Origin of the sequence: Aquimarina sp. MMG016 (assembly GCF_018100805.1) — a bacterium.
Lineage (GTDB): Bacteria > Bacteroidota > Bacteroidia > Flavobacteriales > Flavobacteriaceae > Aquimarina.
The window spans coordinates 36191-62968 of the sequence record NZ_JAGJEA010000006.1; the positions used below are offsets into that span (position 1 = coordinate 36191).

The 26778-nt window shown below is 33.9% G+C and carries 21 protein-coding genes; 12 read left to right on the top strand and 9 right to left on the bottom strand.

Annotated elements, in window-relative coordinates; translation table 11 throughout:
• Positions 1-317 precede the first annotated feature (317 nt).
• From J8M14_RS13145 to J8M14_RS13185, 9 genes are all read left to right on the top strand, one after another.
• Positions 318-3380: a TonB-dependent receptor gene (locus J8M14_RS13145; protein WP_211075159.1), complete on the top strand. Its 3063-nt coding sequence runs from the start codon at positions 318-320 to the stop codon at positions 3378-3380.
• A 22-nt stretch (positions 3381-3402) separates the two neighbouring features.
• Positions 3403-4809: a RagB/SusD family nutrient uptake outer membrane protein gene (locus tag J8M14_RS13150; RefSeq protein ID WP_211075161.1), complete on the top strand. Its 1407-nt coding sequence runs from the start codon at positions 3403-3405 to the stop codon at positions 4807-4809.
• Positions 4810-4828: 19 nt separating this feature from the next.
• Positions 4829-5833 carry a PKD domain-containing protein gene (locus tag J8M14_RS13155; RefSeq protein WP_211075163.1) on the top strand — a complete coding sequence of 335 codons (1005 nt, stop codon included), beginning with the start codon at positions 4829-4831 and terminating at the stop codon, positions 5831-5833.
• Positions 5834-5840: 7 nt separating this feature from the next.
• Entirely contained in the window at positions 5841-6734 is an 894-nt protein-coding gene (locus J8M14_RS13160; protein WP_211075165.1) for a polysaccharide lyase family 7 protein, read from the top strand.
• Between the two features lie 126 nt (positions 6735-6860).
• Positions 6861-7568 carry a FadR/GntR family transcriptional regulator gene (locus tag J8M14_RS13165; protein ID WP_211075167.1) on the top strand — a complete coding sequence of 236 codons (708 nt, stop codon included), beginning with the start codon at positions 6861-6863 and terminating at the stop codon, positions 7566-7568.
• Positions 7569-7753: 185 nt separating this feature from the next.
• A complete protein-coding gene (locus J8M14_RS13170; RefSeq protein ID WP_211075169.1) occupies positions 7754-9055 on the top strand; it encodes an MFS transporter in 1302 nt (433 codons plus the stop codon).
• A gap of 27 nt (positions 9056-9082) precedes the next feature.
• Positions 9083-9844, top strand: a complete 762-nt coding sequence (locus J8M14_RS13175; protein ID WP_211075171.1) for an SDR family NAD(P)-dependent oxidoreductase — start codon at positions 9083-9085, stop codon at positions 9842-9844.
• A 150-nt stretch (positions 9845-9994) separates the two neighbouring features.
• Positions 9995-10999, top strand: a complete 1005-nt coding sequence (locus tag J8M14_RS13180; RefSeq protein ID WP_211075173.1) for a sugar kinase — start codon at positions 9995-9997, stop codon at positions 10997-10999.
• Between the two features lies 1 nt (position 11000).
• Positions 11001-11684 (top strand): bifunctional 4-hydroxy-2-oxoglutarate aldolase/2-dehydro-3-deoxy-phosphogluconate aldolase, encoded by a 684-nt coding sequence (locus J8M14_RS13185; protein WP_211075174.1) that lies wholly within the window; start codon positions 11001-11003, stop codon positions 11682-11684.
• 219 nt (positions 11685-11903) lie between these two features.
• Here the strand turns inward: J8M14_RS13185 and J8M14_RS13190 are convergent, their stop codons facing one another.
• Positions 11904-12467 (bottom strand): DUF3575 domain-containing protein, encoded by a 564-nt coding sequence (locus tag J8M14_RS13190; RefSeq protein ID WP_211075176.1) that lies wholly within the window; start codon positions 12465-12467, stop codon positions 11904-11906.
• A 402-nt stretch (positions 12468-12869) separates the two neighbouring features.
• Between J8M14_RS13190 and J8M14_RS13195 the strand changes: the two genes are divergently transcribed.
• Both J8M14_RS13195 and J8M14_RS13200 read left to right on the top strand, forming a co-directional pair.
• Positions 12870-13841: a lamin tail domain-containing protein gene (locus tag J8M14_RS13195; protein WP_211075179.1), complete on the top strand. Its 972-nt coding sequence runs from the start codon at positions 12870-12872 to the stop codon at positions 13839-13841.
• Positions 13842-14273: 432 nt separating this feature from the next.
• Positions 14274-15359: a T9SS type A sorting domain-containing protein gene (locus J8M14_RS13200; RefSeq protein ID WP_211075182.1), complete on the top strand. Its 1086-nt coding sequence runs from the start codon at positions 14274-14276 to the stop codon at positions 15357-15359.
• Between the two features lie 8 nt (positions 15360-15367).
• On the opposite strand, the gene ilvA is transcribed toward J8M14_RS13200, so the two are convergent.
• The 8 genes from ilvA to J8M14_RS13240 form a co-directional block, all read right to left on the bottom strand.
• Complete coding sequence (gene ilvA, locus J8M14_RS13205; RefSeq protein ID WP_211075183.1) at positions 15368-16633, bottom strand: threonine ammonia-lyase; 1266 nt, start codon at positions 16631-16633, stop codon at positions 15368-15370.
• Positions 16634-16728: 95 nt separating this feature from the next.
• On the bottom strand, positions 16729-18201 hold the full coding sequence (gene ilvC / locus J8M14_RS13210; protein WP_211075185.1) for a ketol-acid reductoisomerase: 1473 nt from the start codon (positions 18199-18201) through the stop codon (positions 16729-16731).
• Between the two features lie 206 nt (positions 18202-18407).
• Positions 18408-18941, bottom strand: a complete 534-nt coding sequence (gene ilvN, locus J8M14_RS13215; RefSeq protein WP_211075186.1) for an acetolactate synthase small subunit — start codon at positions 18939-18941, stop codon at positions 18408-18410.
• Positions 18942-18991: 50 nt separating this feature from the next.
• Positions 18992-20725, bottom strand: a complete 1734-nt coding sequence (gene ilvB, locus J8M14_RS13220) for a biosynthetic-type acetolactate synthase large subunit (protein ID WP_211075187.1) — start codon at positions 20723-20725, stop codon at positions 18992-18994.
• Positions 20726-20803: 78 nt separating this feature from the next.
• Positions 20804-22480: a dihydroxy-acid dehydratase gene (ilvD, locus tag J8M14_RS13225; protein WP_211075189.1), complete on the bottom strand. Its 1677-nt coding sequence runs from the start codon at positions 22478-22480 to the stop codon at positions 20804-20806.
• Between the two features lie 640 nt (positions 22481-23120).
• Positions 23121-23777: a response regulator transcription factor gene (locus J8M14_RS13230; protein ID WP_211075192.1), complete on the bottom strand. Its 657-nt coding sequence runs from the start codon at positions 23775-23777 to the stop codon at positions 23121-23123.
• Positions 23778-23794: 17 nt separating this feature from the next.
• A complete protein-coding gene (locus J8M14_RS13235; protein ID WP_211075194.1) occupies positions 23795-24580 on the bottom strand; it encodes a sensor histidine kinase in 786 nt (261 codons plus the stop codon).
• A 681-nt stretch (positions 24581-25261) separates the two neighbouring features.
• Positions 25262-25660: a hypothetical protein gene (locus tag J8M14_RS13240; protein WP_211075196.1), complete on the bottom strand. Its 399-nt coding sequence runs from the start codon at positions 25658-25660 to the stop codon at positions 25262-25264.
• A 280-nt stretch (positions 25661-25940) separates the two neighbouring features.
• On the opposite strand from J8M14_RS13240, the gene J8M14_RS13245 reads away from it, so the two are divergent.
• Positions 25941-26762, top strand: coding sequence for an N-acetylmuramidase family protein (locus J8M14_RS13245; RefSeq protein WP_211075198.1), 822 nt, complete (start codon positions 25941-25943; stop codon positions 26760-26762).
• Positions 26763-26778 lie beyond the last annotated feature (16 nt).

Consider the following 26778-nt stretch of genomic DNA (forward strand, 5'->3'; position numbering starts at 1 on the left):
CAATTTGGTTTACCAGAAAAATCAGTCACTCAAATAATTTAAAAAACAAAAAATGGAATTACTTAATAATTAGGGAATAAAAAAAAGGACAGGTGTGCGCCTATCCTTTTTTAAAATTACTTCTTTTCGGATCGAAGTAACATCAAATATGCATGAACCTTTATTAATTACATGCTTTGCAAAAATACGGATTTTTGTTAACAAAAGCGGTTATGTAATTAGTTAAAACGAAAGAATCGAGGAGTTGCTCTTCTTACTTTCTTAACACTAAACTTTATACAATATCAAATTAATTGTAGGAACATAACATTATTAAAATGAATTTTAGCTATAAATTATTTTTTACTATCCTGATTTTATTTCAAACCACTTTGTTGGCACAGGATAGCTATTTACTTACGGGTAAGGTCACAGATGAAAAAACCATGCCTATTCCAGGAGTAAACGTAATAGTCACCAACACAACTAATGGTACTTCTACTGACTTTGATGGATTATTTCAGATTCAGGTAAAACCTAAAGATGTACTTCAATTTTCATATGTAGGATACGTTACGCAAACAGTAATAATTACTAATCAACAAACCTTAAACATTACATTTAAAGAAGATGCAAATACACTAGATGAAATTGTAGTAATTGGATATGGTACACAAAGAAAATCAAGTCTAACTGGTGCTATTTCTAAAATAGTAAATGAAGACCTCGAACAACTTCCAGTATCCAGGGTTGATGACGCTCTGGTAGGACAGGTGTCCGGTGTTAACATACAAGCTACAGAAGGAGAAGCAGGTTCTGCCCCAACCATTCGTATTCGTGGTACTGGATCTATAACAGGTGATTCTAATCCCACTATTGTCGTTGATGGGCTCATTGTTGATAATGATTTTTTAGGATCATTAGACATGAACGATGTGGAATCTTTTAGTGTCTTAAAAGATGCAGCATCAGCTGCTATTTATGGTTCTCGAGGTGGTAACGGTGTAATTATAATAACTACTAAACAGGGAAAAGAAGGAAAAACTAAATTTACATATAGTACTTATACCGGATTAAAAGAAGCTCGCCAAAGTGACGATTACTACTTTTCTGTAGCAGAAACTGCTCAAGCAGAGTTAGCTGCAACAGGAGCACTCTCAGATCGCACAAGATATAAGCAGTTAATTGGAATTGATCGAGACTGGCAAGATATTATATTTGATGGAGGTACTATAAGCAGCCATTCTTTTGGCGCTAGAGGTGGAAGCAAAAAAACAAAGTTTAGCACTGCCTTTAACTACCTGCATGACGAGGGTGTATTACTAACAGATGATTTTAAAAGATATTCGTTCAAAGTAAAAGTTGACACCAAAGCTAATGATAAATTTAAATTTGGAGCAAGCTTTACCCCTTCCTATACTAACAGAAGAAGGTTTGACGGATCCGTACACGATATATTAAGACAAACACCTTGGCTACCTGTATATCACGATGCCAATACAATTCGTTTTGTTAACAGTTTTAAATTTCCTGATGTACAAATAGGAGATTATGCCACTCAGCGTCATTTTGATGATTTCGATTTAGCAACGGGTCTACCCATTGCATCTGGTGGAACTGATATTAGTAATACTTCTAATACAAATCCAGCTGCAAAAGTACTGGAAAAAGATCGAAAAGAACGTAGATTTAAAATTCTAGGTAGTGTTTATGCAGCATATGATATTACAGAAGATCTTAATTTTAGAACAGCATTATCCGGTGATTATCAGAATACAAACCGTTCCAGATGGCAAGGAAAAAAATCTAATAGAAATGGAGATGCTTCTTTAGAAATTTCTAATCAAAACAGAATACATTTAGTAACTGACAACTATCTAACTTACAACAAGATACTAGAGAGACATAATATAAATGCTGTTGCAGGTTTTTCAGCTGAAAAATTTGATACAGCAAACGAGAGCGTATTAGGTATAGATTATGAATCAGACCTTATAAGAACTATAGCTGCAGCGCCAACCATTGCAGATGCAGATTCTTTTGAAATAGAAAACAGTTTCATGTCTTTTTTCGGTCGTTTAAACTATGCATTTGATGACAAGTATTTATTTTCATTTAGTTATAGACGAGATGGGAGTTCAATTTTTGGAAAAGATAATAAGTTCGGGGATTTCCCTGCAGTGTCAGCTGGATGGATAGTGACCAATGAAAAATTTTTAGAAAACAGTGATTTTCTAAACAATCTAAAATTGAGGTTTAGTTACGGTTTTACAGGTAATAACAGATTGGATACAGGTGATGTAATCATTGATAATTACCCATCAATATCATTATTGGGGTCAAGCACCGCAGTAGTAAACAACGAAGTTATATCTGCAGTTAACGCATTAAATATTGCAAACCCTGAATTGAAATGGGAAAGATCCCAAGAAATTAACTATGGTATAGATTTTGGCTTCTTTAATAATAGAATTACGGGATCCGTAGATTATTATACCAGAACAAGTGATCAACTGTTATTAGATAATCCTATTTCATCAACTACAGGTTTTACAAAAGCGTTAGTAAATATAGGAGAAGTTGAAAACAAAGGTTTCGAAGCAGAATTACGAACAAGAAATATATCTACAGAAAAATTTAAATGGTCTACAACTTTTATAGCTTCAAGAAATGAAAATGAGCTAGTTAATTTTGCTGATTCTAATGGTCAAATATTAAATGTCGATAGTAAAAGAGCTGCAGAATGGATCAACTTAGAAGGTAATCCTATATCATCTTTTTATGGTTGGGTGGTTGATCGTGATATTCCTTTAGAGTTCATTAATGATCCATACCATCCAGTAGGAGGAGAAGCACAAGATGTATATGTAAAAGATCTTAATGGTGATGGACTAATTGATGATGATGATAAAACTATTTTAGGAAATCCTTATCCAGATATAATTTGGAGTATCTCTAACGAATTCCAATACGGTAATGTCGACCTGAGTTTTCAGTTTCAAGGTAGTCACGGAGCAGAAGTAAGAAATATGGGAGACCAATATTTATTTAATCAATTCAATAGTTCTCAGGATTTTACTGCTGATACACCCAATCAGGGATTCATCAAACAAAAAATATTCACAAATGATATTATCCAAGATGCTTCCTATATAGCATTGCGTAACGTAAATATTGGTTATACAATATCAAAAGATTTACTAGAAAAAATAAATCTTTTCACCAGAGTAAGGATTTATGGTACTGCGCAGAATCTATTATATTTTACAGCAGATGGTTATACTGGTTTCAACCCAGAATTTGTAGAAAACACAAGGCCTGCCGCATTGACTTATGGATATCAAAGAGCTGGTTCGCCAATATTTAGAACCATGACACTGGGAGTGAATTTAGAATTTTAATTGGTAAAAAATAAACAGTATTATGAAACGACTAAAATATATAATATTACTGATTTTGGTAACTGGCATTTCTTCTTGCGAAGGAGATTTTCTAGAGCCTGTTCCAACAGCAGCAATTAGTGAACCTACTTTCTATTCAAACGAAGAAGAACTTTTATCCGGTGTACTTAACATGTATGATGGTATACAAGGTGTAAACGACACTAGATCAGATTCGAATCATGCAATTCAAGTTGAATTTTATGTAACTGAAATGCGTAGTGATAATACCCGAACAAAAAGTAGTGAAGGAGAAGCTGCTCAATTTGAGAGTTTCACTATAGAGTCAAACAATGGTATTGTAGATGACTATTACAGAAGTTTTTACAATATCATATTCCGAGCTAACGTAGTACTGGAGAACTTAGGGGTTGCTTCAAATGAGAACAGAGCCCAGATAGAGGGTGAAGCTAAATTTGTAAGAGCCTATGCATATTTCAATTTAGTACGCTTATTTGGTGATATTCCGCTAGTAGACCGCTTAATCAAACCATCTGATAGAGATATTCAATTTACCAGAGTTTCTTCTGCTACTATCTATGACCTAATAATTGCTGACCTTCAAACAGCTGTGGCAGGTTTAGATAACACCTATAAAAATAGAGCTTCCAAAGCTGCTGCACAAGCCTTATTGGCAAAAGTATACCTTACACAAAATACTAACTATGTTGAAGCTCAGCAGCTTCTAGAAAGTGTTATAAATGAAGGTGGATTTTCTTTAGAGGCAAATTTTAATGATGTTTTTTATTCCGAAGGAAATAATGAGATTATTTTCGCTATCGGATACTTTCCAGGTACTGCTGATGATAGCCAAAACTTTTCTGCGGAGTGGTTAAATGCTGTAGGTAGAACCAGTGGTGTCAATTATGTAACTACAGAAGGTAGAGCAGCCCTAGATGCTTTAGGAGGCAATAGAACTGCATTTTCTTACAGACAAGATCCTGAACAACCCACTCAATATCAAGTAGCTAAATATTTCCCTAATGGTGATCCAGATTCAAGTAATAGAACACAAGCAGGAAACGATTGGATAGTCTTACGATATGCAGATGTATTGCTAATGCACGTTGAAGCTATTATGGCTGGAGGAAATTCAACCTCTGTTCAGGCTGCATTAGATTCTTTTCAATTAGTTCGCAACCGAGCTGGGTTAACAGATATAGTAACAAGTATTAGTAAAGAAGAATTATTAGATGAAAGACGTGTAGAATTAGCATTCGAAAATCATCGTTTATTTGACTTAATCCGTTTCAATATGGCTCAAGATGTATTATCTGCTTTTTCTGCAGCTAATGGACACGGGTATAGTTCAACTGATTTATTACTTCCTATTCCTCAAAGAGAAATAGGATTAAGTAACGGTGCATTACGTCAAAATCCTGGTTATTAAAAATTAAAAAACAGTCATTATGATTAATTCTAAAATATTAAGAAAATCATTCAATACAGCAGTATTGTTGATTTTAGCTGTTGTCACATCCACTTTTATGACATCGTGTGATTATGAATTTGATTTACCCGAAGCAGGTTCAATTCCGGATGAAACCCCTCCTGCTGCTAATTTTACGGCAACCCAAAGCGCTTTGGATTTTCTAAGATATGATTTCGCCAACCTTTCTACTAGTGCAACGACATTTGCATGGGATTTTGGTGATGGAAATACTTCTACAGAAAAGGACGGGGTAAATATGTATCCAGCAGAAGGCACATATACAGTAACACTAACAGCATCAGATGCTCTGGGTGTGACAAGCACATTCTCACTAGATATTGAGGTTATAGAGCCGGAAGAACCAGATGTTCCTGACCCTATTTTAGTTAACGCTGATTTTGACAAACTTCCTAAATCTTCAGGTTCTGATTGTACTTGTTCAGGATGGATTAATAAGAGTATTGGGGATCAAGGAGAATCTAGTTCAGGCAATGGAGGTTCTGATAATGTTCTTAAATTTGACAATAATGAACCTGATCATATTTATCAAGAATTTGAAGTTGTACCTAACGCGGATTATACAATACAAATAGTGACATCTTTTAAAAGTCCAGAAGGTGGTTCGTTTCCAAGTATGCTAGAATTAAGAGTTTTAGCAGGCTCAGGCTATACGAGCGGTTATACTCCAACCTATTATACTGATACTGCCGCTTTTCCTCAAGATGGTTTTGGTTATGCTTCAATTTCACAAGTCGAAGATCCTGCAAATAATCTTTTAGTTGAGACACAAGCTAATCCAAGCGATGATAGCTATATTACTTACACCTATATATTTAATGCAGGAGCTAATGATAGTGTTGCTCTCTTCATAAGAGGTATCGGAGGCCCAGCTACTGGTGGTGGCGGTGGTGACTTTGGTTATAACAGTGGAGATGAAGAAATACGTGCAGATTCTATAACCATTACAGCTATTAATGAATAAGTATCAAATGAAAAACATTCAAAAAAATATATTACCATTTTTAGTAATAGTATTTCTATCTGTTAACACTACTTGTCATGCCCAGACAAGTAGCGTTACAGATTCGAATGTTAAAAAGGAAAAAAGAAAAAAGAAAAAGAAATACCGTTTACCTAAAATAGACTTGAGTCATTGGAAAGTAACCTTACCGATTGGGAAACCAGATGAAGTAGAACCTCCAGAAATTTTGGATTATGCTAATAATGAATCGCTTAAGAAATACATGTATAATGATTCTACTGATGGATCACTTGTATTTTACGCCTTTCCCAGCTCCAAAACTGCGAATACCAAATATTCCCGGTCCGAACTTAGAGAACAAATGGTTCCTGGAGATAATAACGTAAACTGGACTTTTGAGCAAGGTGGAAAAATGAGGGGAAAACTCAGAATGGGAGATATATCTAAAGACAAAAAAGGAAAATATCACAAAACTATTATAATGCAAATCCATGGTAGATTAACCAATGAACAACGTGATTTGATAGGACAAAAGGATAATAATGCTCCTCCGATATTAAAAATTTATTGGAAAGATGGCAAAATTAGAGTTAAAACGAAAGTATTAAAAAACCCAAGTGCTTCGCCAACAGAGATTTTAAAAACCGATGCCTGGACAGATGATGAAGGATATACTTTTAAGGAAAAAGTAGGATTTAAAAAGTTCATTTTAGAAGTAAAAGTATCCAAGGGAAAAATGGTGGTTTCGTTAAATGATAATGAATTTGCTGTGTATAAAGATTTTAACATTAAAAGATGGGGAGTTTTTGAAAATTACTTTAAAGCGGGTAACTACCTAGGAACTAAAGATAAAGGAGCTTATGCAAAAGTCAAATACTATCAACTTGAGGTATCACATTAATTAATAATTACAATTGGCTATAAATTAATTCATATAGCCCACTTAATATTTTTATTATAGATAATAATTTTATAAATTTGGTATACCAATCTGGTTAACCAATTTTTATTAACATATATTTCAGCTATGAAATTAGAAATCCTTACGAAAACTGAGAATCAGGAAATTCAAAAAAAAATCATTTCTGAAATAAGAGATTTGATTAATTATAAAAATTTAGAACCTGGTGACAAACTTCCTTCGGAAAGAACTTTATCAGAAAAGTTTGGGGTTAGCAGAAGTAACATCAGAGATGCAATTCAAAAATTAGAGTTTTATGGTTTACTAAAGTCAATGCCACAAAGCGGAACTTTTGTAGCTAATATTGGTGTAACCGCTATGAATGGTATGATAGAAGATATTCTCAGATTGGATGATCCTGATTTTAAATCTTTAGTAGAAACTCGTATACTATTAGAATTGAAAACCGCTCGACTAGCTGCTTTAAGAAGAACAGAAGACGATCTACGGCTTATGAAAGAGGCACTTGATGCATATTCTAATAAGGTTGTAGCCGGACAGGACGCAGTACAAGAAGATTTATTATTTCATTTAGCTATTGCAAAAGCAAGTGGAAACAGCACCATGAATACTTTTATGTTAATCATCACTCCGGAGATCATAACCAACTTCGAAAAATACCATGTATGTAATAATAATCAAGCTTTTTTAGGCATTCAAGAACATAATGACATTTATGAAGCAATTAAAAATCAAGATCCAAAATTAGCCAAGGAGAAAATGAAAAAACACTTCAAGATATTATATCAATATTGCTATAACCAAAAAAGTTAAAAAAGAAACATTGTAAACAAAATTCAAATTCTAATCATTTTAATCTTCAAGTTAATAATTCGTATTTAAAACGCCCGAAAGGTTAAATAGAATCATAAAATAAAATAGGAGTTGATGAGCTTTGCTACTATTTTGAGTAAAAGTTCTTAGCACTTTTTCAAAAAACATTCTCAATAAAAAAATATATGAAAATAAAAGGATTAAGATGGTGGATTATTGGTTTAATAGCGTTAGCAACCATTATAAACTACATTGACAGGCAATCACTTAGTGTTTTGTGGCCAGATATTGCTGAAGATTTATACCCTGACAAGTCCACAGACGAAAGAAAAGATATCTACGGTTGGATCTCCTCAATTTTCTTATTCTCCTATGCTTTTGGTCAAGCAATTTTCGGAAAGATTTTTGATAAAATAGGAACCCGTTTAGGTTTTGCACTGTCAATAGGTTTTTGGTCCCTAGCTACCGCACTACACGCATTAGCAAAAGGTTTTCTAAGCTTTTCAATCTTTAGGTCTATTCTTGGTGTTGCTGAAGCTGGAAATTGGCCAGGTGCTGCAAAAGGAAATGCAGAGTGGTTTCCATCCAAAGAACGTGCTTTTGCCCAAGGAATTTTCAACTCGGGTGCCGCTATTGGAGGTATTATATCAATTCCTGCAATCGCTTTTATGACCATTCATTTTAGCTGGCAAATGATATTTGTAATCATAGGACTTATGGGATTACTATGGTTAATTCCTTGGATGCTAATAATGAAAGCCCCACCAGGAAAACACCCTTGGCTTACAGAAAAAGAACGGAATTATATTCTTGACAAATCAAAAAATATAGGCCAAGTTGAAGATAATAATCAACCTGATGAATATAATCCAGAAACCGGAAAAATGTTATCCCATAAAGAAAGTTGGGGTGTAATTTTTGCATCAGCAGCAATCGATCCTATTTGGTGGCTGTTTGTATTCTGGATTCCTATCTATCTATCAGAAGTATATGGTATGGATGTTAAAGCAGTTGGAATCTATGGCTGGGTCCCATACGTTGGAGCAATGATTGGCGCATGGTTTGGAGGATTGTTGGCTCAAAATCGTATTAAATCAGGTTGGAATATCAATAAAACCAGAAAGTCTGTTATCACCTTAGGTTGTTTAATTATGTTACCGTGTTTTTACTTATTGTCCGATCCCGGAAGCCCAGTCAATGCCGTATTAATTATGGCAGTTATTCTTTTCGGATTCCAAACGGCTATTGGCAATATACAAACATTACCAAGTGATTTATTTGGCAAAAAGACAGTTGGAACTCTATCTGGTTTATCTGGAATGTCGGCAAAATTTGCCGGGGTAGGTCTTACCGCATTAGTATCCACTTTAACAGCTGGAGGGAATTACACCCCGGCATTTATAGTTGGAGCCGTTTTGACTTTAATAGTTTTGGCGAGCGTATGGATTTTATGCCGTAATATTCAACCATTAAAAGAGAAAAATTAAAAAACTAACTTAATAATTATTTAAAAAATGAATGTAAAAGGAAAAGTTGCCATTGTAACTGGAGCTACCGGTGGTATTGGTTTTGAAGTTGCAAAAAGATTAGGCAACGATGGATATATTGTAATTTTAAACGGTATAGAAGATGATAAAGGAGCCCAAAGAGTTGAAGAACTTACTGCCCAAGGAATAACTGCTGAGTATTATGGATTTGACGTTACAAATGAAGAAGCTGTAACTTCTAACATAAATGCAATTGGAGAAAAGTATGGCAAAATTGATGTACTGGTGAATAATGCCGGAGGATTAGGTGGAAGATCCAGATTTGAAGAAATGACTACAGAATTTTACAGATCTGTAATGGCGTTAAACTTAGACTCAACATTTTTTGCCTCAAGAGCTGCTATTCCATTTCTTAAAAAAGGAGAAAATGCTTCTATTATTAATTATACATCTAATGCCGGATGGACTGCAGGAGGACCTGGAGCAGGAATATATGGAACTTCTAAAGCAGCTGTTAATGCAATAACCAGAGCATTAGCTAAAGACCTGGCAGAATACGGTATTAGAGTAAATGCAGTATCACCTGGTACGATTGATACTCCATTCCATGCCCAAATTAAATCAACAAAGCCAGAAGTTTTTGCTTCCTGGAAAAATAATATTCTATTAGGAAGATTAGGTCAACCAGAAGATGTAGCTTCTGTTGTTTCTTTCTTAGCAAGCAATGACGCTGCTTTTATAACAGCAGAAACTATTCAAATTGGTGGAGGACAAGCTTTGGGTATTTAAGTAAAAATAAAGAATTATACATATATTTAAGTAATGGCTTATCAAACTAGTATTTCATCCTCTTCATTAATAAGAACCGATGCTAGTATAAATGAAAGATGAACTTATTAGCTAATGTTTCATTCTTAATGACCATAAATTAAAACTAAAATGAGTAAAGTAGTAACCTTTGGAGAAGTTTTAATGAGAATAGCTCCACTGGGAAATAAAAAATTAAAACAATCTAATCAACTAGAGTACTACTTTGGCGGGACAGAGGCTAATGTGGCTATTTCACTTTCACAATTAGGTAATAAAACGCAGCATATAACTGCTGTATCTAATGATTTTGTAGGGGACGCTGTAAAAAGCTTTCTCCAAAAATTTGGTGTAGACATTAGTGCAATTATTGATTCAAATCATCCCTTGGGATTATATTTTCTAGAAGTCGGAGCTGTAATGAGGTCTAGTACTATATCTTATAATAGGTCTAATACAGCATTTAGCAATATTGATCCAAAACAGATAGACTGGCATACAATTCTTGAAGATTGTAATTGGTTTCATTGGACAGGTATCACTCCTGCCCTATCTTATAATGCATATCAAGCACTTAAAGATGGTCTTAAGGTAGCTAATGACAAAGGAATAACCATTTCAGCAGATCCTGCATATAGAAGTAATTTATGGAATTACGAAAAAAATGCAATTGATACCCTTAATGAGCTTGTTGGTATGTCTACTATTTTTATTGGAGGACCAAATGAAATTAATGAATTATTCACTACCACATTTTCTCATACTAAAGAAGGCTTTGTTGCTGGTAGTAAATTATTAATCAATGAACATCAAAACATCAAAAAAGTATTTGATAAAACCAGAACATCTCTTAATGCAAATTGGCATAAAATAAGAGCCCGAATGTGGAACGGTAATGAATATGCAGAAACTGACGAATTAGAAATCACCCATGTGATCGATAGAATTGGCACAGGTGATGCTTATGCTGCAGGGTTAATACATGGTTTACTGCACTACGATGATATTATGGCGCTCGAGTTTGCTAATGCTGCATGCGCAATTAAACATACTATAGAAGGAGATGCAAATCTTGTTACCGAAAAAGAGGTACTACAAATTATTCAAGGAAACTTAACCGGAAGAATTGTAAGATAATATGGCACAATATACCAGAATTGAAGTCGCACAAGTCATGGGATCCACAGGAATAGTTCCTTTGTTCTATCATCAAGATTTGAATATTGTAAAGAAAGTTATAAAATCATGTTATGATGGTGGCGCAAGAGTGTTCGAATTTACCAACAGAGGTGACCATGCTCAGGACATTTTTTCAGAGCTTTCTAAATGGATTATTACTGAATTACCTGGAATGATTTTAGGAGTAGGTTCTATTGTAGATGCAGGAACAGCTTCTCTATATATTCAGAACGGAGCTAATTTTATTGTCTCCCCAGTTCTCAATCCAGATATTGCTAAAGTCTGTAATCGTAGAAAAATAGCTTGGCTGCCTGGTTGTGGAACACTATCCGAAATTAGCTATGCCGAAGAATTAGGAGCAGAAATTGTGAAAATTTTTCCGGCAGCTGAAGTTGGTGGCCCTAATTTTATTAAAAGTATTAAAGCTCCCTGTCCCTGGTCTAGTATTATGCCGAGTGGAGGTGTCAGTCCGGAAGAAGAAAACTTAAGTACCTGGTTTAAAGCAGGTGCATACTGTGTTGGTATGGGGTCTAAACTCATTGTTAAAAATAAGGAAGGTAATTTTGATCATAATAGCATTACTAAACTTACCCAAAAATCAATCACAATTGTAAAAAACTTAAGAGTACAAAAAAGAAAATAGATAATACCAACAATACATAAAGCCAATATAAAGAAATCATATTATTGTTTATTTAGTTTTGAATTAGAAATGATGAAGCCCTTGTATAAAATAAATATGAGGGCTTCTCTTTTACTACGATTATACTGGTATCAAAACTAAATATTCATAATAACCTTATGTTTCTCTAAACACTTTTCAACAAGTAATAATCTGATTAAAAACACATTTCATTAACGATTACCATAAATACCCAATACCTAATCCAAAGGTTGGGATGATACCATTTTCTTGTAATTCTACAGTATACAATCCTGACTTTTCCTTGTAATCGAAGGACATATAACTAATTCCTAAATTGAGATCTAATGTTAAACCATCTTTATTTACTAGTTGATAACCTGTTTTAAGACCGGTACCTAGCGAATCAAAGTTAATGTCTTGATTGATGGGTAAGAGTGTTAAAAAAAAATTGATAACTTCCGCCTCTCCCGTTTCAACTATTCCGTTTTGATAATGGATTAGTCCTCCAAAATAGAATTTATTCATAGACTTTGTAAAGTAGTATCGATATTGTAAAGAGGCTCCTTTGGATTTATATTTTAAACCACCAATTTTAAATCCACCTATTCCGGCACCTAATAATAATGAAGAATGTTTTGTAATTGCCCTTTCATAAGATAATAAATCAGAGCCATCCCATAATGCCGCAGGATTAACTTTAATTGAGTTTGATGTTTCTTGTGAATGAATACCCAAAACGGAAAAAACACTAAGGGTGATTACTAACAATATTTTCTTCATAACTTATGTAGCTTATCTTTTTGGTTTCTATAGTTTCTAATTTAATACTCTTAATGTCTTATACCACAAAAATGTTACCCTATGACAATGATAATTTTTAAAGAAAAAACAAGAAAAATAAATAATACCAACGTTACATAAAGAAATCATATTATTGTTTATTTAGTTTTGAATTAGAAATGATGAAACCCTTGTCTTAAACAAATATGAGGGCTTCTCTTTTACTGCGACCCTACTGTATAAAAACTAAATATCTAATAACCTTATACTTCTCTAAAACATCTTTTTAGCAAGCAATCATCTGATTAAAAACAATTTATGTTTTATAGAAATAATTTATTATATTTGGTTAACCAATTTGGTTGACCAAAATTTTAAAATATAGAAATCTAAAAACTAATTATGAAAAAATTACTACTTTCAATTAGTCTATTAGCTAGTTGTTCGATCTTTGCTCAGGGCACAGGTGAAGTTATCATAACAGAAATACACAATAGACCTCAAAAACCTTCTCAAATGCAACTAGATGCTGCATTACTACTTCCGGAAAACGCAGGTTTCTCCGGTGATATGACTCCAAATGAGGGGCACACAGAATGGTTTGAAATATATAATACTACCGCTTCTAGTATAGATATGACCGGTTGGGTTATACAAGATGAATCTTCAAGTAGTGCATCTACAGTAATAGGATCTTTTACCTTAGGAGCTGGTGAGTATGCAATGTTTACTGGATTTTATATTCCAGATGCGCACGGAGGAATTATTCCGGATTATGTATATGATTATAAAAAACCAAGCTTTAATAATGAGTCAAGTTATAGTGATGTTGGTGATTCAGCTTGTCCGGATGGTGTTTCAATCTTTAAGGCAGATGGAACTACTCTAGTAGACACAGTAGAGTATGATTACGGATACAATATATCTACCTGTGTAGAAGCTCAGGACACAGATCATGATTTTCCACCTCAGGGTGGCAGTTCTAGAACTAGTTTTATATTGTCACCTACTGAACTTACCGCAACTGATAACGACATAGCAGCTAACTGGAGCTATTCTATAACTGAATACGAAACTGATACAAATCAAAAAGGTAGTCCAGGTGTGGCAAACAACGTTAATATTTTAAGTGTTTCTAATTTTACTTCAGGTAAAAATACCAAAATTAATATCTATCAGTCTGGTAATTCACTTTCTGTTCGAACAAATGATTTTGCATTAAAAAATATTAATATTTTCAATATTGCCGGACAATTATCACTTTATTCAAAAGTAAATGATGTTGATATCGCCGGTTTGACTAATGGTATATATATTCTTCAAGTCGAATTAGTTGATAACATAACCGAAACCGTAAAGTTTATAAAATTATAATACTAAAGAGGATGTCTAAAAAGTCTTTAAAACCTAAAATTGTCAGTCAGAGCTTGTCGAAGACATTTTTAAAGTTAATAAGTTAACAACTTCGACAGGCTCAATTTGACATTGTAAAGTTACTTTTTAGACCCTGTTTTATATAACATATTTTTCTTTTGGTATATGCAATGCGGGTAAAAAACTAAACATTATTGACGATAACAAAGTTTTAACCATTCACAACACTAAACACTTTGATCAAATAAACAGTAGTTCCTACAATAAAGTTTCATTAATAAAACTTAAAAATGAAAAAGCAAATTGCAAAAAATAGACTGACTATTACACTTTTACTTTTTTACTCCTTCTTGTTTTCTGTTATTCAGTTATTCTTCTCATAATTTGAACAACAATATTAATTTGAAAGGATAAAATACCCTATCTAACTCTATGAAATCAAATACTATTCTTTTCATACTTATGGTAAGTTTTGGACTTCAGGGACAAGTTACTTTAAAAGCAGATGGACCCGGTCAAACGTATGAACTTATCACTTCAGTTTTAGCGCCCGGACATAATCCTATTGAATCTCCTGGAGAAGTTGATGGTAGTTGTGATAATCATTCATCCTTTGGGGAGCATATTTCTGAAGTTTTTGATGCAGATCTTAATGATAATGTATTCAAGTTTAGTATACACATATCAAATGATAATGATCGATGTAAAAATTTTGATAGACAACGAAACGAAATAAAAACCTATGATCAATCGCCAGACAATCTTCTAGGAGTTACTGATGAAATAGTTGAATATAAATGGAAATTTAAAATTGATAATAATTTTCAGTCTTCAACTAGTTTCACTCATCTTCATCAATTAAAAGCGGTAGGCGGAACTGAAGATAGTATGCCTCTTATTACACTTACAGCCAGAAAAGCTTCTCCAGATCGATTAGAACTAAGATATGCAGAAAGCACTTCTCAGACTACACTAACCACCATAGAACTATCTTTATTAAAAGGAAACTGGGTAGAGGTTATCGAGACTGTAACCTACGGTGAAAATGGAAAATATCAAATCATTATAAACAATGTCAATACAGGAAATCAAATACTTAACTATAGCGACAATAATATCAGAATGTGGAAAACTCAAGCTGATTTTATCAGACCAAAATGGGGAATATATCGAAGTCTCAATAATTCATCTCAATTAAGAGATGAAGAGGTCTTATTCGCTGATTTTTCTATTACGGAAAACTCTACATTATCAATACTTTCGCGAACAATTAACGAAGCAGAAGTAAATGTATATCCTAATCCTTCAAGAGGAACTATTCGAATTGATTTTCCTAATAGCCACAAACATTATAATCTAAGAATTCAAGACAGATTAGGTAAAGTGATCAAAAACATCCAAACTTCAACTAAAAACATTGATATTTCAGAATTACCCAATGGATTATACCTATTCACTTTTAACACCACTCAATCAAATAAATTAGTCACAAAAAAAGTAGTGAAAATCGATAAGTAAAAAGTATATTAAACCAAAAACTGAAACAAATCAGGTTTATTATTTAAGTAATCTCCAAAGAAGTTAAGTCGTTTCATTCTACCAATCAAAGGTTGTAAATCATTTTGATCTTTTAGCTCAATTCCGACAACAGCAGGGCCATTTTCTCTACTTGATTTTTTAGAATATTCAAAATGGGTAATATCATCGTTAGGCCCTAGAACTTCGCCCACAAATTGTTTCAAGGCCCCTGCTCTCTGTGGAAATCGAACAATAAAATAATGTTTTAGATCTGCATAAAGCAACGCTCTTTCTTTTATTTCAGCAGTACGTGTAATATCATTATTACTTCCGCTAACAATACAAACCACATTCTTATCTTTGATTTTATCCTTATATGCTTCTAAAGCAGCCAAAGTTAAAGCTCCTGCAGGTTCTACCACAATAGCATCTCTATTATATAGATCTAAAATCGTTTGGCACACCAATCCTTCAGGTACTGTATAAATATCAGAAAGATATTCCTTACAAATATTAAAGTTTATATCTCCAACTTTTTGCACCGCAGCTCCGTCAATAAATTTATCAATATTAAAAATCTCAGTATTCTTATTATTCTGAATTGAAGTTAACATAGAAGGAGCTCCTTTTGGTTCAATTCCAATAATCTTAGTTTTAGGAGATAAGGCTTTCATTGCCCCACATAATCCTGAAGCTAAGCCTCCGCCACCAATCGCTACAAAAATATAATCAATAGGCACATCAGCTTGCTTGAATATCTCAAGACCAATAGTACCTTGACCTTCAATTGTTTTAGGATCTTCAAAAGGATGTACAAAAGTTTTTCCTTCAGATCTACAGGCTTGCATTGCTGCTTTTGACGAGTCATCAAATGTATCCCCTTCGAGAATAATTTTCACATGATCTCCTCCAAACATTTGTGTTTGTTCTACTTTTTGCTTTGGCGTTACAGAAGGCATATAGATTGTTCCTTCTATGCCTAAATGATCACATGCAAAGGCTACACCTTGTGCATGATTACCTGCACTGGCACAAACCACTCCTCGTTTAAGTTCTTCTTCGGTAAGAGAACTAATTTTGTTAAATGCACCCCTAATCTTATAAGAACGAACACGCTGAAGATCTTCTCGTTTTAGCAAGATATTAGCATCATACTTTCTAGAATAGCGAATACTATTCATCAAAGGAGTAACCATTGAAACTTCTTTGATTATAGAAGCTGCTTTTTGGATATCCTCTAATTCTGGAAAATATGTCGTGGTTACTAGATCCATAAATACTAATTCTCACAATTTGTCAACCTAAGTCCGCCAAAGATTACACAATACACATCTCAAAAACTTCAACGGACCAGGCTAAACAAAATATTTTACACTATTGGCTTCATAGCAGTCATTGATGCTCTTAATCTAGCCCCAACAGTTTCTATAGGATGATTTCTTATCGCTGCATTTACCTCAATTAGTTTTGCATTATCAACTCCGGTACTACCATTCAGGTATTCTTTACCAATCACATTCGTATCAATTCCTTTCATAAAATCTGTTAGCAAAGGCTTACAAGCATGATCAAATAAATAACATCCATACTCTGCAGTATCAGAAATCACTCGGTTCATTTCGAACAACTTCTTACGAGCAATAGTATTTGCTATAAGTGGTGTCTCATGTAATGATTCATAGTAAGCTGATTCCTCAATAATACCAGATTCTGTCATTGCTTCGAATGCTAATTCAACACCAGCTCTCACCATAGCAACCATGAGCACTCCGTGATCATAAAATTCTTGTTCGGATATTTCATCACTTCCTGCAGGTGTTTTTTCAAAAGCTGTTTCACCAGTTGTTGCTCTCCAGGACAATAGGTTTTTATCATCATTTGCCCAATCTTCCATCATCGTTTTAGAAAAATGACCAGTCATAATGTCGTCCATATGTTTTTGGAATAATGGACGCATGATATCTTTTAATTCCTCTGATAATTCAAAAGCTTTGATTTTAGATACATTAGACAGTCTATCCATCATATTGGTAATTCCACCATACTTCATCCCTTCAGTAATGGTCTCCCATCCATATTGGATTAATTTAGAAGCGTATCCAGCATCAATCCCTTTCTCAATCATTTTATCAAAACACAAGATAGATCCTGTCTGTAGCAATCCACAAAGTATGGTTTGCTCTCCCATAAGGTCTGATTTTACTTCTGCCACAAAAGACGACTCTAGAACACCTGCTCTATCTCCACCAGTTCCTACTGCATAAGCTTTAGCTTGCGCCAATCCATGACCTTGAGGATCATTCTCAGGGTGTACTGCTATTAATGTAGGTACACCAAACCCTCTCTTATACTCTTCTCTAACCTCCGATCCCGGACATTTTGGTGCTACCATAATTACAGTAAGGTCTTTACGAATCTGCATGCCTTCTTCTACGATATTAAAACCATGAGAATAAGAAAGCGTAGCTCCTTTTTTCATCAAGGGCATTACAGTATTAACAACTTGGGTATGCTGTTTATCTGGTGTAAGGTTAATTACTACGTCAGCGTTAGGTATTAACTCTTCATATGTCCCAACATTGAACCCATTATCAGAAGCATTATAAAAAGATTGTCTTTTCTCTTTGATTGCAGCTTCACGAAGTGCGTATGAGATATCCAAGCCTGAATCTCTCATATTTAACCCTTGGTTCAATCCCTGGGCACCACAACCTATAATCACAATTTTTTTTCCCTTTAATGCATCAACACCTTCTGAAAATTCAGAGGCATCCATAAATCTACATTTCCCTAATTGTGTTAATTGATCTCTTAATGATAGCGTATTGAAATAATTTGCCATTTCCTTATTAATTTGTTGTCTTTTCCTTTCGGAATATTGATTTAATTTTAATTATAGTTGTTTTATTTTCTTGGGGTGTATCCCGAAATAAATTCGAAACCGGGCTATTCGCGATATACTTTTTGATCTGCCTCCTTTCATAACACTTCGACAAGCTCAATGTAACAATTGAAGATGGCTGCCAAAAAGTATATCGCTACTATCCCTTACACAGCTTCTTCTCCAAAACTTTCTAATATTTTAGATATATCCATTTTATCTTTGGTAACTGCAATTCTTCCAGAACGTACAAATTGCATCAACCCATAAGGTTCTAACTTACAATATAATGCCTCTACTTCTCTTCTTCTTCCTGTTTTCTCAATTACAAAAAATTCTGGAGTAACAGTAACAATATTAGCATTACTATTCTTGATAACATTTTGAATTTGACGTTCTTCGAATAACAATTTTGAATCCACTTTGAACAAAGCTGTTTCTTGATAAATAATATCTTCTTCCTTATGGTAAAACGCTTTAATTACCTCGATTTGCTTCTCTATTTGCCCAACAATCTTTTTTACTTGTTCTTCAGTAACCTTTACAGCAATTGTAAACCGAAATACATCTTTAATCTCAGATTGAGAAGCTGTCATACTATCTAAATTGATATGACGCTTCAGGAAGATAGCCGATATTCTATTCAGCAATCCTATATTATTTTCGGTATATACCGATATTGTAAAATTTTCTTTTTCCATAATTATATTATTATGTAGATTCCAACTCTCTCAGGAATCACAAAATCATATTATTCAAGTCTGATATCTGAAACCGAAGCTCCCGTAGGGATCATTGGAAATACATTATTCTCCTTTTCTACACATACTTCTAAAAAGTATGGCTGATCACTAGCAATCATTTCTGAAATAGCCTCTTGTAAATCCTCTCTTTTAGTTACTCTTTTAGCTTTAATATGATATCCTTTTGCAATAGTTATAAAATCAGGATTCACCATTTCTGTAGAAGCATATCTTTTATCAAAAAACAACTGTTGCCATTGACGCACCATTCCTAAGAAATCATTATTCAGCACAACAATCTTAACCGGTACTCTGGTTTGAAAAATAGTCCCTAATTCCTGTATGGTCATTTGATATCCACCATCACCAATAATTGTGACAACTTCTCTTTCAGGAGCTCCCATTTTGGCTCCAATCGCAGCTGGTAAAGCAAATCCCATAGTCCCTAATCCACCAGAAGTCACATTACTTTTAGTTTTGTTAAACTCCGCATATCGGCAAGCAATCATTTGGTGCTGCCCTACATCAGATACAATGATAGCATCACCCTTAGTCTCTTCATTAATTCCTCTGAGTACTTCCCCCATAGAAAGTCCCTCTTTAGAAGGATACAATTCTTCCTTGATTACCTTTTCGAATTCGATTTTGTCATAATCTTTGAACTCTTGTAACCAAGCATCATATGAATTTGGTTGAATCAAAGGAAGCATCTGAGCAAGTGTATTTTTCACATTACCCATTACAGCTACATCAGCTTTTACATTTTTATCGACTTCTGCAGGGTCAATCTCAAAATGAACCACCTTTGCCTGTTTTGCATAGGTTTCAAGGTTACCGGTAACACGATCATCAAAACGCATTCCTATCGCAAGAAGTACGTCACATTCATTAGTTAATTTGTTTGGACCATAATTACCATGCATCCCCACCATCCCCACGTTTAAAGGATGCGCTGTTGGTAATGCTGAAAGTCCTAAAATTGTCCAGGCCGAAGGAATTCCTGACTTTTCAATAAAGCTTTTTAACTCTTCTTCCGCCTCACCAAGTATTACACCTTGACCAAAAACGATCATAGGTTTTTTTGCATTATTAATTAGCTCAGCAGCTTCTTTTATGCTTTCTGGATTTGTTTCCGGTACTGGTAAGTAACTTCTTATTCCTTTACACTTTTCATAAGCAAAATCCAATTCGCCAAACTGAGCATCTTTGGTGATATCAATTAATACCGGTCCCGGACGACCAGATTTGGCAATATAAAACGCTTTTGCCAAAACGGTTGGAATATCCTCTGCTTTAGTAACTTGATGATTCCATTTTGTAATTGGAGTCGAAATACCTATGATATCTGTTTCCTGAAAAGCATCAGATCCCAATAGATGAGATCCTACTTGACCTGTTATGCATACCATTGGAGTGGAATCGATCTGTGCATCCGCAATCCCTGTGACAAAATTTGTTGCTCCAGGACCCGATGTTGCTACTGCAACCCCTACTTTTCCGCTAGCTCGGGCATACCCCTGAGCTGCATGAGTTGCTCCTTGTTCATGACGAGTCAATACATGATGTAATTGATCCTGAAACTTATATAACTCATCATAAACCGGCATAATCGCTCCTCCTGGATATCCATAGATCAAGTCTACACCTTCAGCTAATAAGCATCTAATTACGGCTTCAGCTCCGGTCATACGTTTTGTTGCCACTTTAGTTTCTTTTTTTATGGTTTGCGTTTGTATTTCCATACGCTATCTTATTTGGACTCCTATCTTCATAGGAATGACTATTCAATTCAAACCAATGCTATTAGCATTAGTATTCTGTTAAAATTCATCCGTTACACATCCTTGGGATGCCGATGATACTGTATGTGCATACTTATACAATACTCCTTTCTCGAATTTTAAAGGGGGTTGTACCCAGGATGCTTTTCTTTTTTCGAGCTCGGCTTTATCAATATCCACAGTGATCGAATTGGTCTCTGCATCAATGGTGATAATATCACCGTCCTCGACCAATGCAATCGTACCACCTTCCTGAGCTTCAGGAGTGATATGTCCGACAACAAACCCGTGTGTTCCTCCAGAAAATCTTCCATCTGTAATTAAAGCAACATCCTTACCTAATCCCGCTCCCATTATAGCAGCAGTTGGTTTTAGCATTTCAGGCATTCCAGGACCTCCTTTTGGACCTTCATACCTAATGACGACCACATCTCCTTTTTCTACTTTTCCATCTCGGATTCCATCATTAGCATCATATTCGCTATCAAAAACTTTTGCTTTTCCGCGAAAGCGTAATCCTTCTTTACCAGTTATCTTAGCTACACAACCTTCTTCTGACAGGTTACCAAACATGATTCTCAAATGTCCAGTTTGCTTAATTGGATTTTCTAAAGGTTTAATTACATCTTGACCTTCTGATAGATCAGGAATATCTAATAAGTTCTCTGCTAGTGTTCTCCCTGTTACAGTTAAGCAATCTCCATGTAGCAACCCTTTCTTAAGCAAATACTTTAATACAGCAGGAATTCCACCCACCTCATGTACATCTTCCATGAGGTATTTCCCACTTGGCTTAAGATCCGCCAAGAATGGGGTTTCATCACTAATTCTTTGAAAATCTGCTAAAGTAAATTCTACATCTGCTGCTCTTGCAATTGCTAAGAAGTGCAGCACTGCATTGGTAGAACCACCAAGCACAGTAACTAAACGTATTGCATTTTCTAAAGATTTTTTGGTAACTATATCTTTAGGTTTAATATCTTTTTCTAGAAGTAAACGCATCGCACGACCTGCTGCAATACTTTCCTCTTCCTTATTATTACTTATTGCAGGGTTAGAAGAATTATAAGGTAGAGACATACCTAAAGCTTCAATTGCAGAAGCCATAGTATTTGCGGTATACATTCCACCACAAGCTCCAGCTCCCGGGCAAGCTTTTTCAATAACACTTTTGTACTCAGTTTGATTAATAGTACCGGCTACTTTTTCTCCCCAAGCCTCAAAAGCCGAAACTACATCCAACTTTTTTCCTGCATGATATCCAGAAGCAATTGTTCCTCCATATACCAAAATTGAAGGGCGATTTAATCGAAGCATCGCCATCAAAGCACCGGGCATATTTTTATCACACCCAACTACAGTTACCATTCCATCATAGGACATAGCCTGCACAACAGTTTCCATAGAATCTGCTATAACATCTCTGGATGGTAGTGAAAAACGCATTCCCGGAGTACCCATAGAAATTCCATCACTTACCCCAATTGTATTAAATATTAACCCGACCACATCTTCTTGCTGTGTTCCTTCTTTTACCAACTTGGCCAGATCATTAAGGTGCATATTACAAGGGTTACCTTCATAACCTGTACTTGCTATACCAACCAATGGTTTATTAAAATCTTCATCAGTTAAACCAATTGCATGAAGCATAGCCTGTGCAGCTGGTTGTGTGTCATCTTGGGTAACTTGTTTACTATATTTATTCAAACTCATTCTTTCTGAATGTTACTTTTTAAGAATTATATAAAATTTTAACAAAATTTTTGAGACATCAATACAACATAAATAATCTACGGTATAAAATTATTTTGTTGAGCTTAAACCATTATACTTTATTCATCTCCCTTACAACATCCAAGAGAGGCTAAAACAATGCTAATTATTGATTTACAGATACTTACAAACATTTTATTTACAATCACTATGTGTTAATTTTTATTAAACATTATTTTTTATAAAAAAATCCCTTCAAAAACTTGAAGGGATTATATCATTTATTTATCAAATCAATATCCCTCACTAAGGTGAACAGATCACCTTAATAATAAAAATATTGACAATTATATTGTTAATTTTTTTCATTTTATGCAAATTTACCTGGTTAATATCCTAATTCACAACAAGATTAATTTTACTTATACTTTAATCACTCTTAAATTTCCAAAATAATATTTTTAATTAAAAAAGATCCCTCTACTTGCGCAAAGGGATCTTTAAAATATTTTAATATATCAAATAAGCATCCCTTTATCAAGGTGAAATAATTACATTGACTATAATGACACTGTTAATATTGATATCTTTATTTCGCATTTCAATGATTAAATAAAAGAATTATTTGATTAAAATCAAACTACTCAACCTTAAAAAGATTATTTTTCATACAATAGATTACTACACCTACTCTAGTTTTTACTTGCAATTTTTTAAAAACAGACTCTCTATAGTTTTCAATAGTCTTAGGGCTCAGTTCCATTTCCTGAGCAATATCCTTATAAGTCAATTCTGAGCATGCATGCTTAAGAAAAGCCCACTCTCTATCGGTCAATTTATCCACTAGACTACTAGCATCTTCAAACTCAACTTGTCCGGAGTTTTTAAGGGCATTTTCTATTTTAGAAGAGTAATAAAAACCTTGTTCAATAACCATCTTCATTGCGAATTCGAAATTTTCCGGATGAATATCCTTAAGCAAATATCCTCTTGCACCTGCCCTAAGCATTTTAATAATGGTTTCTTCATCATCTTCCATGGTTAATGCTAACACCTTTTGCTCAGGCCTATTATCCTTAAGCCATTCCATAGTTTGCACACCATCCATTACAGGCATCTTTACATCCAATAATACGAGCTCAGGTTTTTTTCTTTTATGAAGGTAATACTGGGTAAGTTCTTTTCCGTTCTTTAATATTGCCAACACTTCATACCCCTCTAGTTTGGTTATCAAACTCTCTAGAGATTGCGCAAAGAGCAAATGATCATCGACAATAACAACAGTTTTTTTCTTCATATTAAAAACTTGTTTCTTTATTCACTATCATTTTTAAAAGGGTATTGTAATTTAAGCAAAACCCCTTTCCCGGGAGCTGTTTCTACATCTAAAGTTGCATTAACCAGAGCTGCTCTACTTTTCATATTTAACAATCCGGAATTTGCCTGAACAGAATCCATATCATACCCCAGTCCATCGTCTTTAATCACAATATTTAGATACTGATCTTTATAGTCTAAATTTACAAAAAGATTTGAAGCCTCAGCATGTTTTATGGTATTGGAAAAAAATTCTTGAATAATTCTATAGATAATAATTTCATCTTTGGGGTTAATATAAACCGTCTCTCCAGTAACTTCTAGTTTAGTTTTTAGGAAATTTAATTTTTCAAATCTAGTTAATTCTACATTAATAGATTTCTCTAATCCAATGTTTTCAATTACTTCGTGATTTAAAGTCTTAGAAAGGTTTCTAATCTCTTGAAGACTATCTCCAACCAAACTCCTTACATCTTGTAAAGATTCTGATGTTTTATCATCTATTGATGTACTAAGAATATTAATCTGCATCACAGCTGTTGAAAGTAGCTGACCTATATTATCGTGAAGCTCCCAACTTACATGTTTAAGGGTTTGTTCCTGAATTTCTATTTTAGAGTTTTGCAACTCTTCATCAAACCGTTGCTGTGCTTTTAATTTTTCAAAAAGTAACTTATTTTTTCGACGTTGAAAAGCTACAAAAAAGATAATACCAAATATTATAAAGAATAAAATAATAACGGTGAAGTATATTATGAGTAAGATTTGTTCTTTTTCAAGCATACTATAAAACCAAATATATAGCAAGTATACATAAAAATATTGGTCAAGGTCAACGTAGTCAAATAAATCTTTACAAATAGAGGATTATGTTTCTCATCAAAATAAATACTATAAATAAAAAGGGGAGTAACACAGAGATGAAAAACTAACGCTCCTATTGCCACATAAAAAGTAAATGATGTTTTAAATGTTAAGATTTGATCGTCCTGAATAATCTCATAGAAGTAATACAACACAGTAAACAACAACAAAATAGACCCTGAAACAAAAGAGTAAGTTGACAACTTACTAAAAAGAATATCTGCAATAAAGATATTAGCAATAGATGAAACCAAATAAAATATCAGCAAACTTTTAATTAACTTTTTTATTCTTTTTGATCTAATATAAAAGACAAAAAACAAGGTGTAAAAAAAGAAATTGATAATTATATAAGGGTTAAACAACCAATGATTTTTAACAAAACGTGTTTCTTTCAAAAAAGCAAAAGCTTGGTGATCTAAAAATAGACTATAATGCCCAACTAATTCTACTGCAAAAATTAAACATAAAAAAAACACAAAATACCGAGTAGGTTTTTCTCGGCATTTTTTTAATGATAATATTCCTGTTAAAGCTGCTAAAAACTCAAACAAAAAGATAATTTCTGAATAATCAAGTAATATGCTATAATCCAAATTATCAATAGTTTCTTGGTGGTCGCCCACTAGTTCCAAAATTTAAGGGTTCAATATCATAGTTATTTGGAGCATCATCAATTCCATCTTTACCAACTCCTCCAACCGGTGCTCCCGTAGGTGCCAAAAATAGTGTTGCATACCCTCTATTCATTTTGCATTTTTCTTTAGGATACGCTCCATAATACATTCTAATCCCAGGATTTTCTATCCCTTGTTTTCTAGACATCTTCTTTACATATTTAAGATAATCTTGTAAATCTTCTACACTCCACCAGAATTCCCTAGTATCTTCAAACCCTATACATTTATCAATTTCCGGAGTTCTGGTATCACACCATGATTTTTGTAACTCTTTAGCTTCTTCAATACTAATACATTTTTTAGGTTTTTTCTTTCCCATAACACAAATACTCTTTTAGGTTAAACTTATGCTAATATACCTGAAAAACATCTTATTTCACAAGAACTCCCTCCCTTTTCACATCTTTTTTACGGCAAAACCGTAAACATAAATAGCTGATTTACAGAATATTAAATAATCATAAAAAAACTATAATTTTTTAGTCTTAGGGTGTTTTCCCCCTACAACCTATGGGTGAATCACCCCGAAAATAATATCCACACACACTTTTTAGGTACATCTTTTTATTTGTACATTTATAAGACCAACTTAATAACATATGAAAACAATACGATATCGATCAAGAGGAGAAGAAGTTAATTTCCTGGAACAAATATTAAACAAACTAGGTTACAATGTATTTGTATCTAACTTCTTTGGCAAAGATACAGATCTGGCCGTCAAAGATTTCCAAAGAAAAAACAACTTAGTAGTTGATGGAGTTGTTGGTCTCAAAACCTGGACAAAACTAATTAATGCCGAAAAAGCGACTTTAGATTATCTAGACAAACTACTTTCTGAAAAAGATCTTGTAGACTTTGCTAAACAATATGACTTGGAATTGGCAGTAGTCAAAGCAGTAAATGAGGTAGAAAGTAATGGAAAAGGGTTTCTTATTGATGGAAGGCCAAGAATTTTGTTTGAAGGACATGTCTTTTGGAGAGAATTAGAAAAAAGAAAGATTAATCCAGTAGACTTTGTAAATGATTTTACCGATAATGTGTTATATAAGAAATGGACCAAGAAACACTACAGTGGAGGTTCTGGGGAGTATTCCAGACTAGAAAAGGCTGCAGGTATGAGCGATCTGCAAGGAGTACACGATGCAGCTTATTCATCTGCATCCTGGGGAGCATTTCAGATTATGGGATATCACTTTAAAAACCTGGGATACTCCTCCATCGATTCATTCGTATCCAAAATGTATGAAAACGAAGGAAAACACTTGGAAGCATTCGGACTATTTCTAGAAAAAAATAATCTTATCAGACATTTGAAATCTAAAAACTGGGCGGCTTTTGCCAAGGGATATAATGGCCCAGGGTATAAACAGAATAAATATGATGAAAAACTAGAGAAAGCCTATAAAAAATATAAATAGCTAATAAAACCAATAA

Bases quoted from the DNA above. Each gene is read 5' to 3' on its own strand.
- J8M14_RS13145 (WP_211075159.1), top strand. From the start codon at position 318: ATGAATTTTAGCTATAAATTATTTTTTACTATCCTGATTTTATTTCAA.
- J8M14_RS13150 (WP_211075161.1), top strand. From the start codon at position 3,403: ATGAAACGACTAAAATATATAATATTACTGATTTTGGTAACTGGCATT.
- J8M14_RS13155 (WP_211075163.1), top strand. From the start codon at position 4,829: ATGATTAATTCTAAAATATTAAGAAAATCATTCAATACAGCAGTATTG.
- J8M14_RS13160 (WP_211075165.1), top strand. From the start codon at position 5,841: ATGAAAAACATTCAAAAAAATATATTACCATTTTTAGTAATAGTATTT.
- J8M14_RS13165 (WP_211075167.1), top strand. From the start codon at position 6,861: ATGAAATTAGAAATCCTTACGAAAACTGAGAATCAGGAAATTCAAAAA.
- J8M14_RS13170 (WP_211075169.1), top strand. From the start codon at position 7,754: ATGAAAATAAAAGGATTAAGATGGTGGATTATTGGTTTAATAGCGTTA.
- J8M14_RS13175 (WP_211075171.1), top strand. From the start codon at position 9,083: ATGAATGTAAAAGGAAAAGTTGCCATTGTAACTGGAGCTACCGGTGGT.
- J8M14_RS13180 (WP_211075173.1), top strand. From the start codon at position 9,995: ATGAGTAAAGTAGTAACCTTTGGAGAAGTTTTAATGAGAATAGCTCCA.
- J8M14_RS13185 (WP_211075174.1), top strand. From the start codon at position 11,001: ATGGCACAATATACCAGAATTGAAGTCGCACAAGTCATGGGATCCACA.
- J8M14_RS13190 (WP_211075176.1), bottom strand. From the start codon at position 12,467: ATGAAGAAAATATTGTTAGTAATCACCCTTAGTGTTTTTTCCGTTTTG.
- J8M14_RS13195 (WP_211075179.1), top strand. From the start codon at position 12,870: ATGAAAAAATTACTACTTTCAATTAGTCTATTAGCTAGTTGTTCGATC.
- J8M14_RS13200 (WP_211075182.1), top strand. From the start codon at position 14,274: ATGAAATCAAATACTATTCTTTTCATACTTATGGTAAGTTTTGGACTT.
- ilvA (WP_211075183.1), bottom strand. From the start codon at position 16,633: ATGGATCTAGTAACCACGACATATTTTCCAGAATTAGAGGATATCCAA.
- ilvC (WP_211075185.1), bottom strand. From the start codon at position 18,201: ATGGCAAATTATTTCAATACGCTATCATTAAGAGATCAATTAACACAA.
- ilvN (WP_211075186.1), bottom strand. From the start codon at position 18,941: ATGGAAAAAGAAAATTTTACAATATCGGTATATACCGAAAATAATATA.
- ilvB (WP_211075187.1), bottom strand. From the start codon at position 20,725: ATGGAAATACAAACGCAAACCATAAAAAAAGAAACTAAAGTGGCAACA.
- ilvD (WP_211075189.1), bottom strand. From the start codon at position 22,480: ATGAGTTTGAATAAATATAGTAAACAAGTTACCCAAGATGACACACAA.
- J8M14_RS13230 (WP_211075192.1), bottom strand. From the start codon at position 23,777: ATGAAGAAAAAAACTGTTGTTATTGTCGATGATCATTTGCTCTTTGCG.
- J8M14_RS13235 (WP_211075194.1), bottom strand. From the start codon at position 24,580: ATGCTTGAAAAAGAACAAATCTTACTCATAATATACTTCACCGTTATT.
- J8M14_RS13240 (WP_211075196.1), bottom strand. From the start codon at position 25,660: ATGGGAAAGAAAAAACCTAAAAAATGTATTAGTATTGAAGAAGCTAAA.
- J8M14_RS13245 (WP_211075198.1), top strand. From the start codon at position 25,941: ATGAAAACAATACGATATCGATCAAGAGGAGAAGAAGTTAATTTCCTG.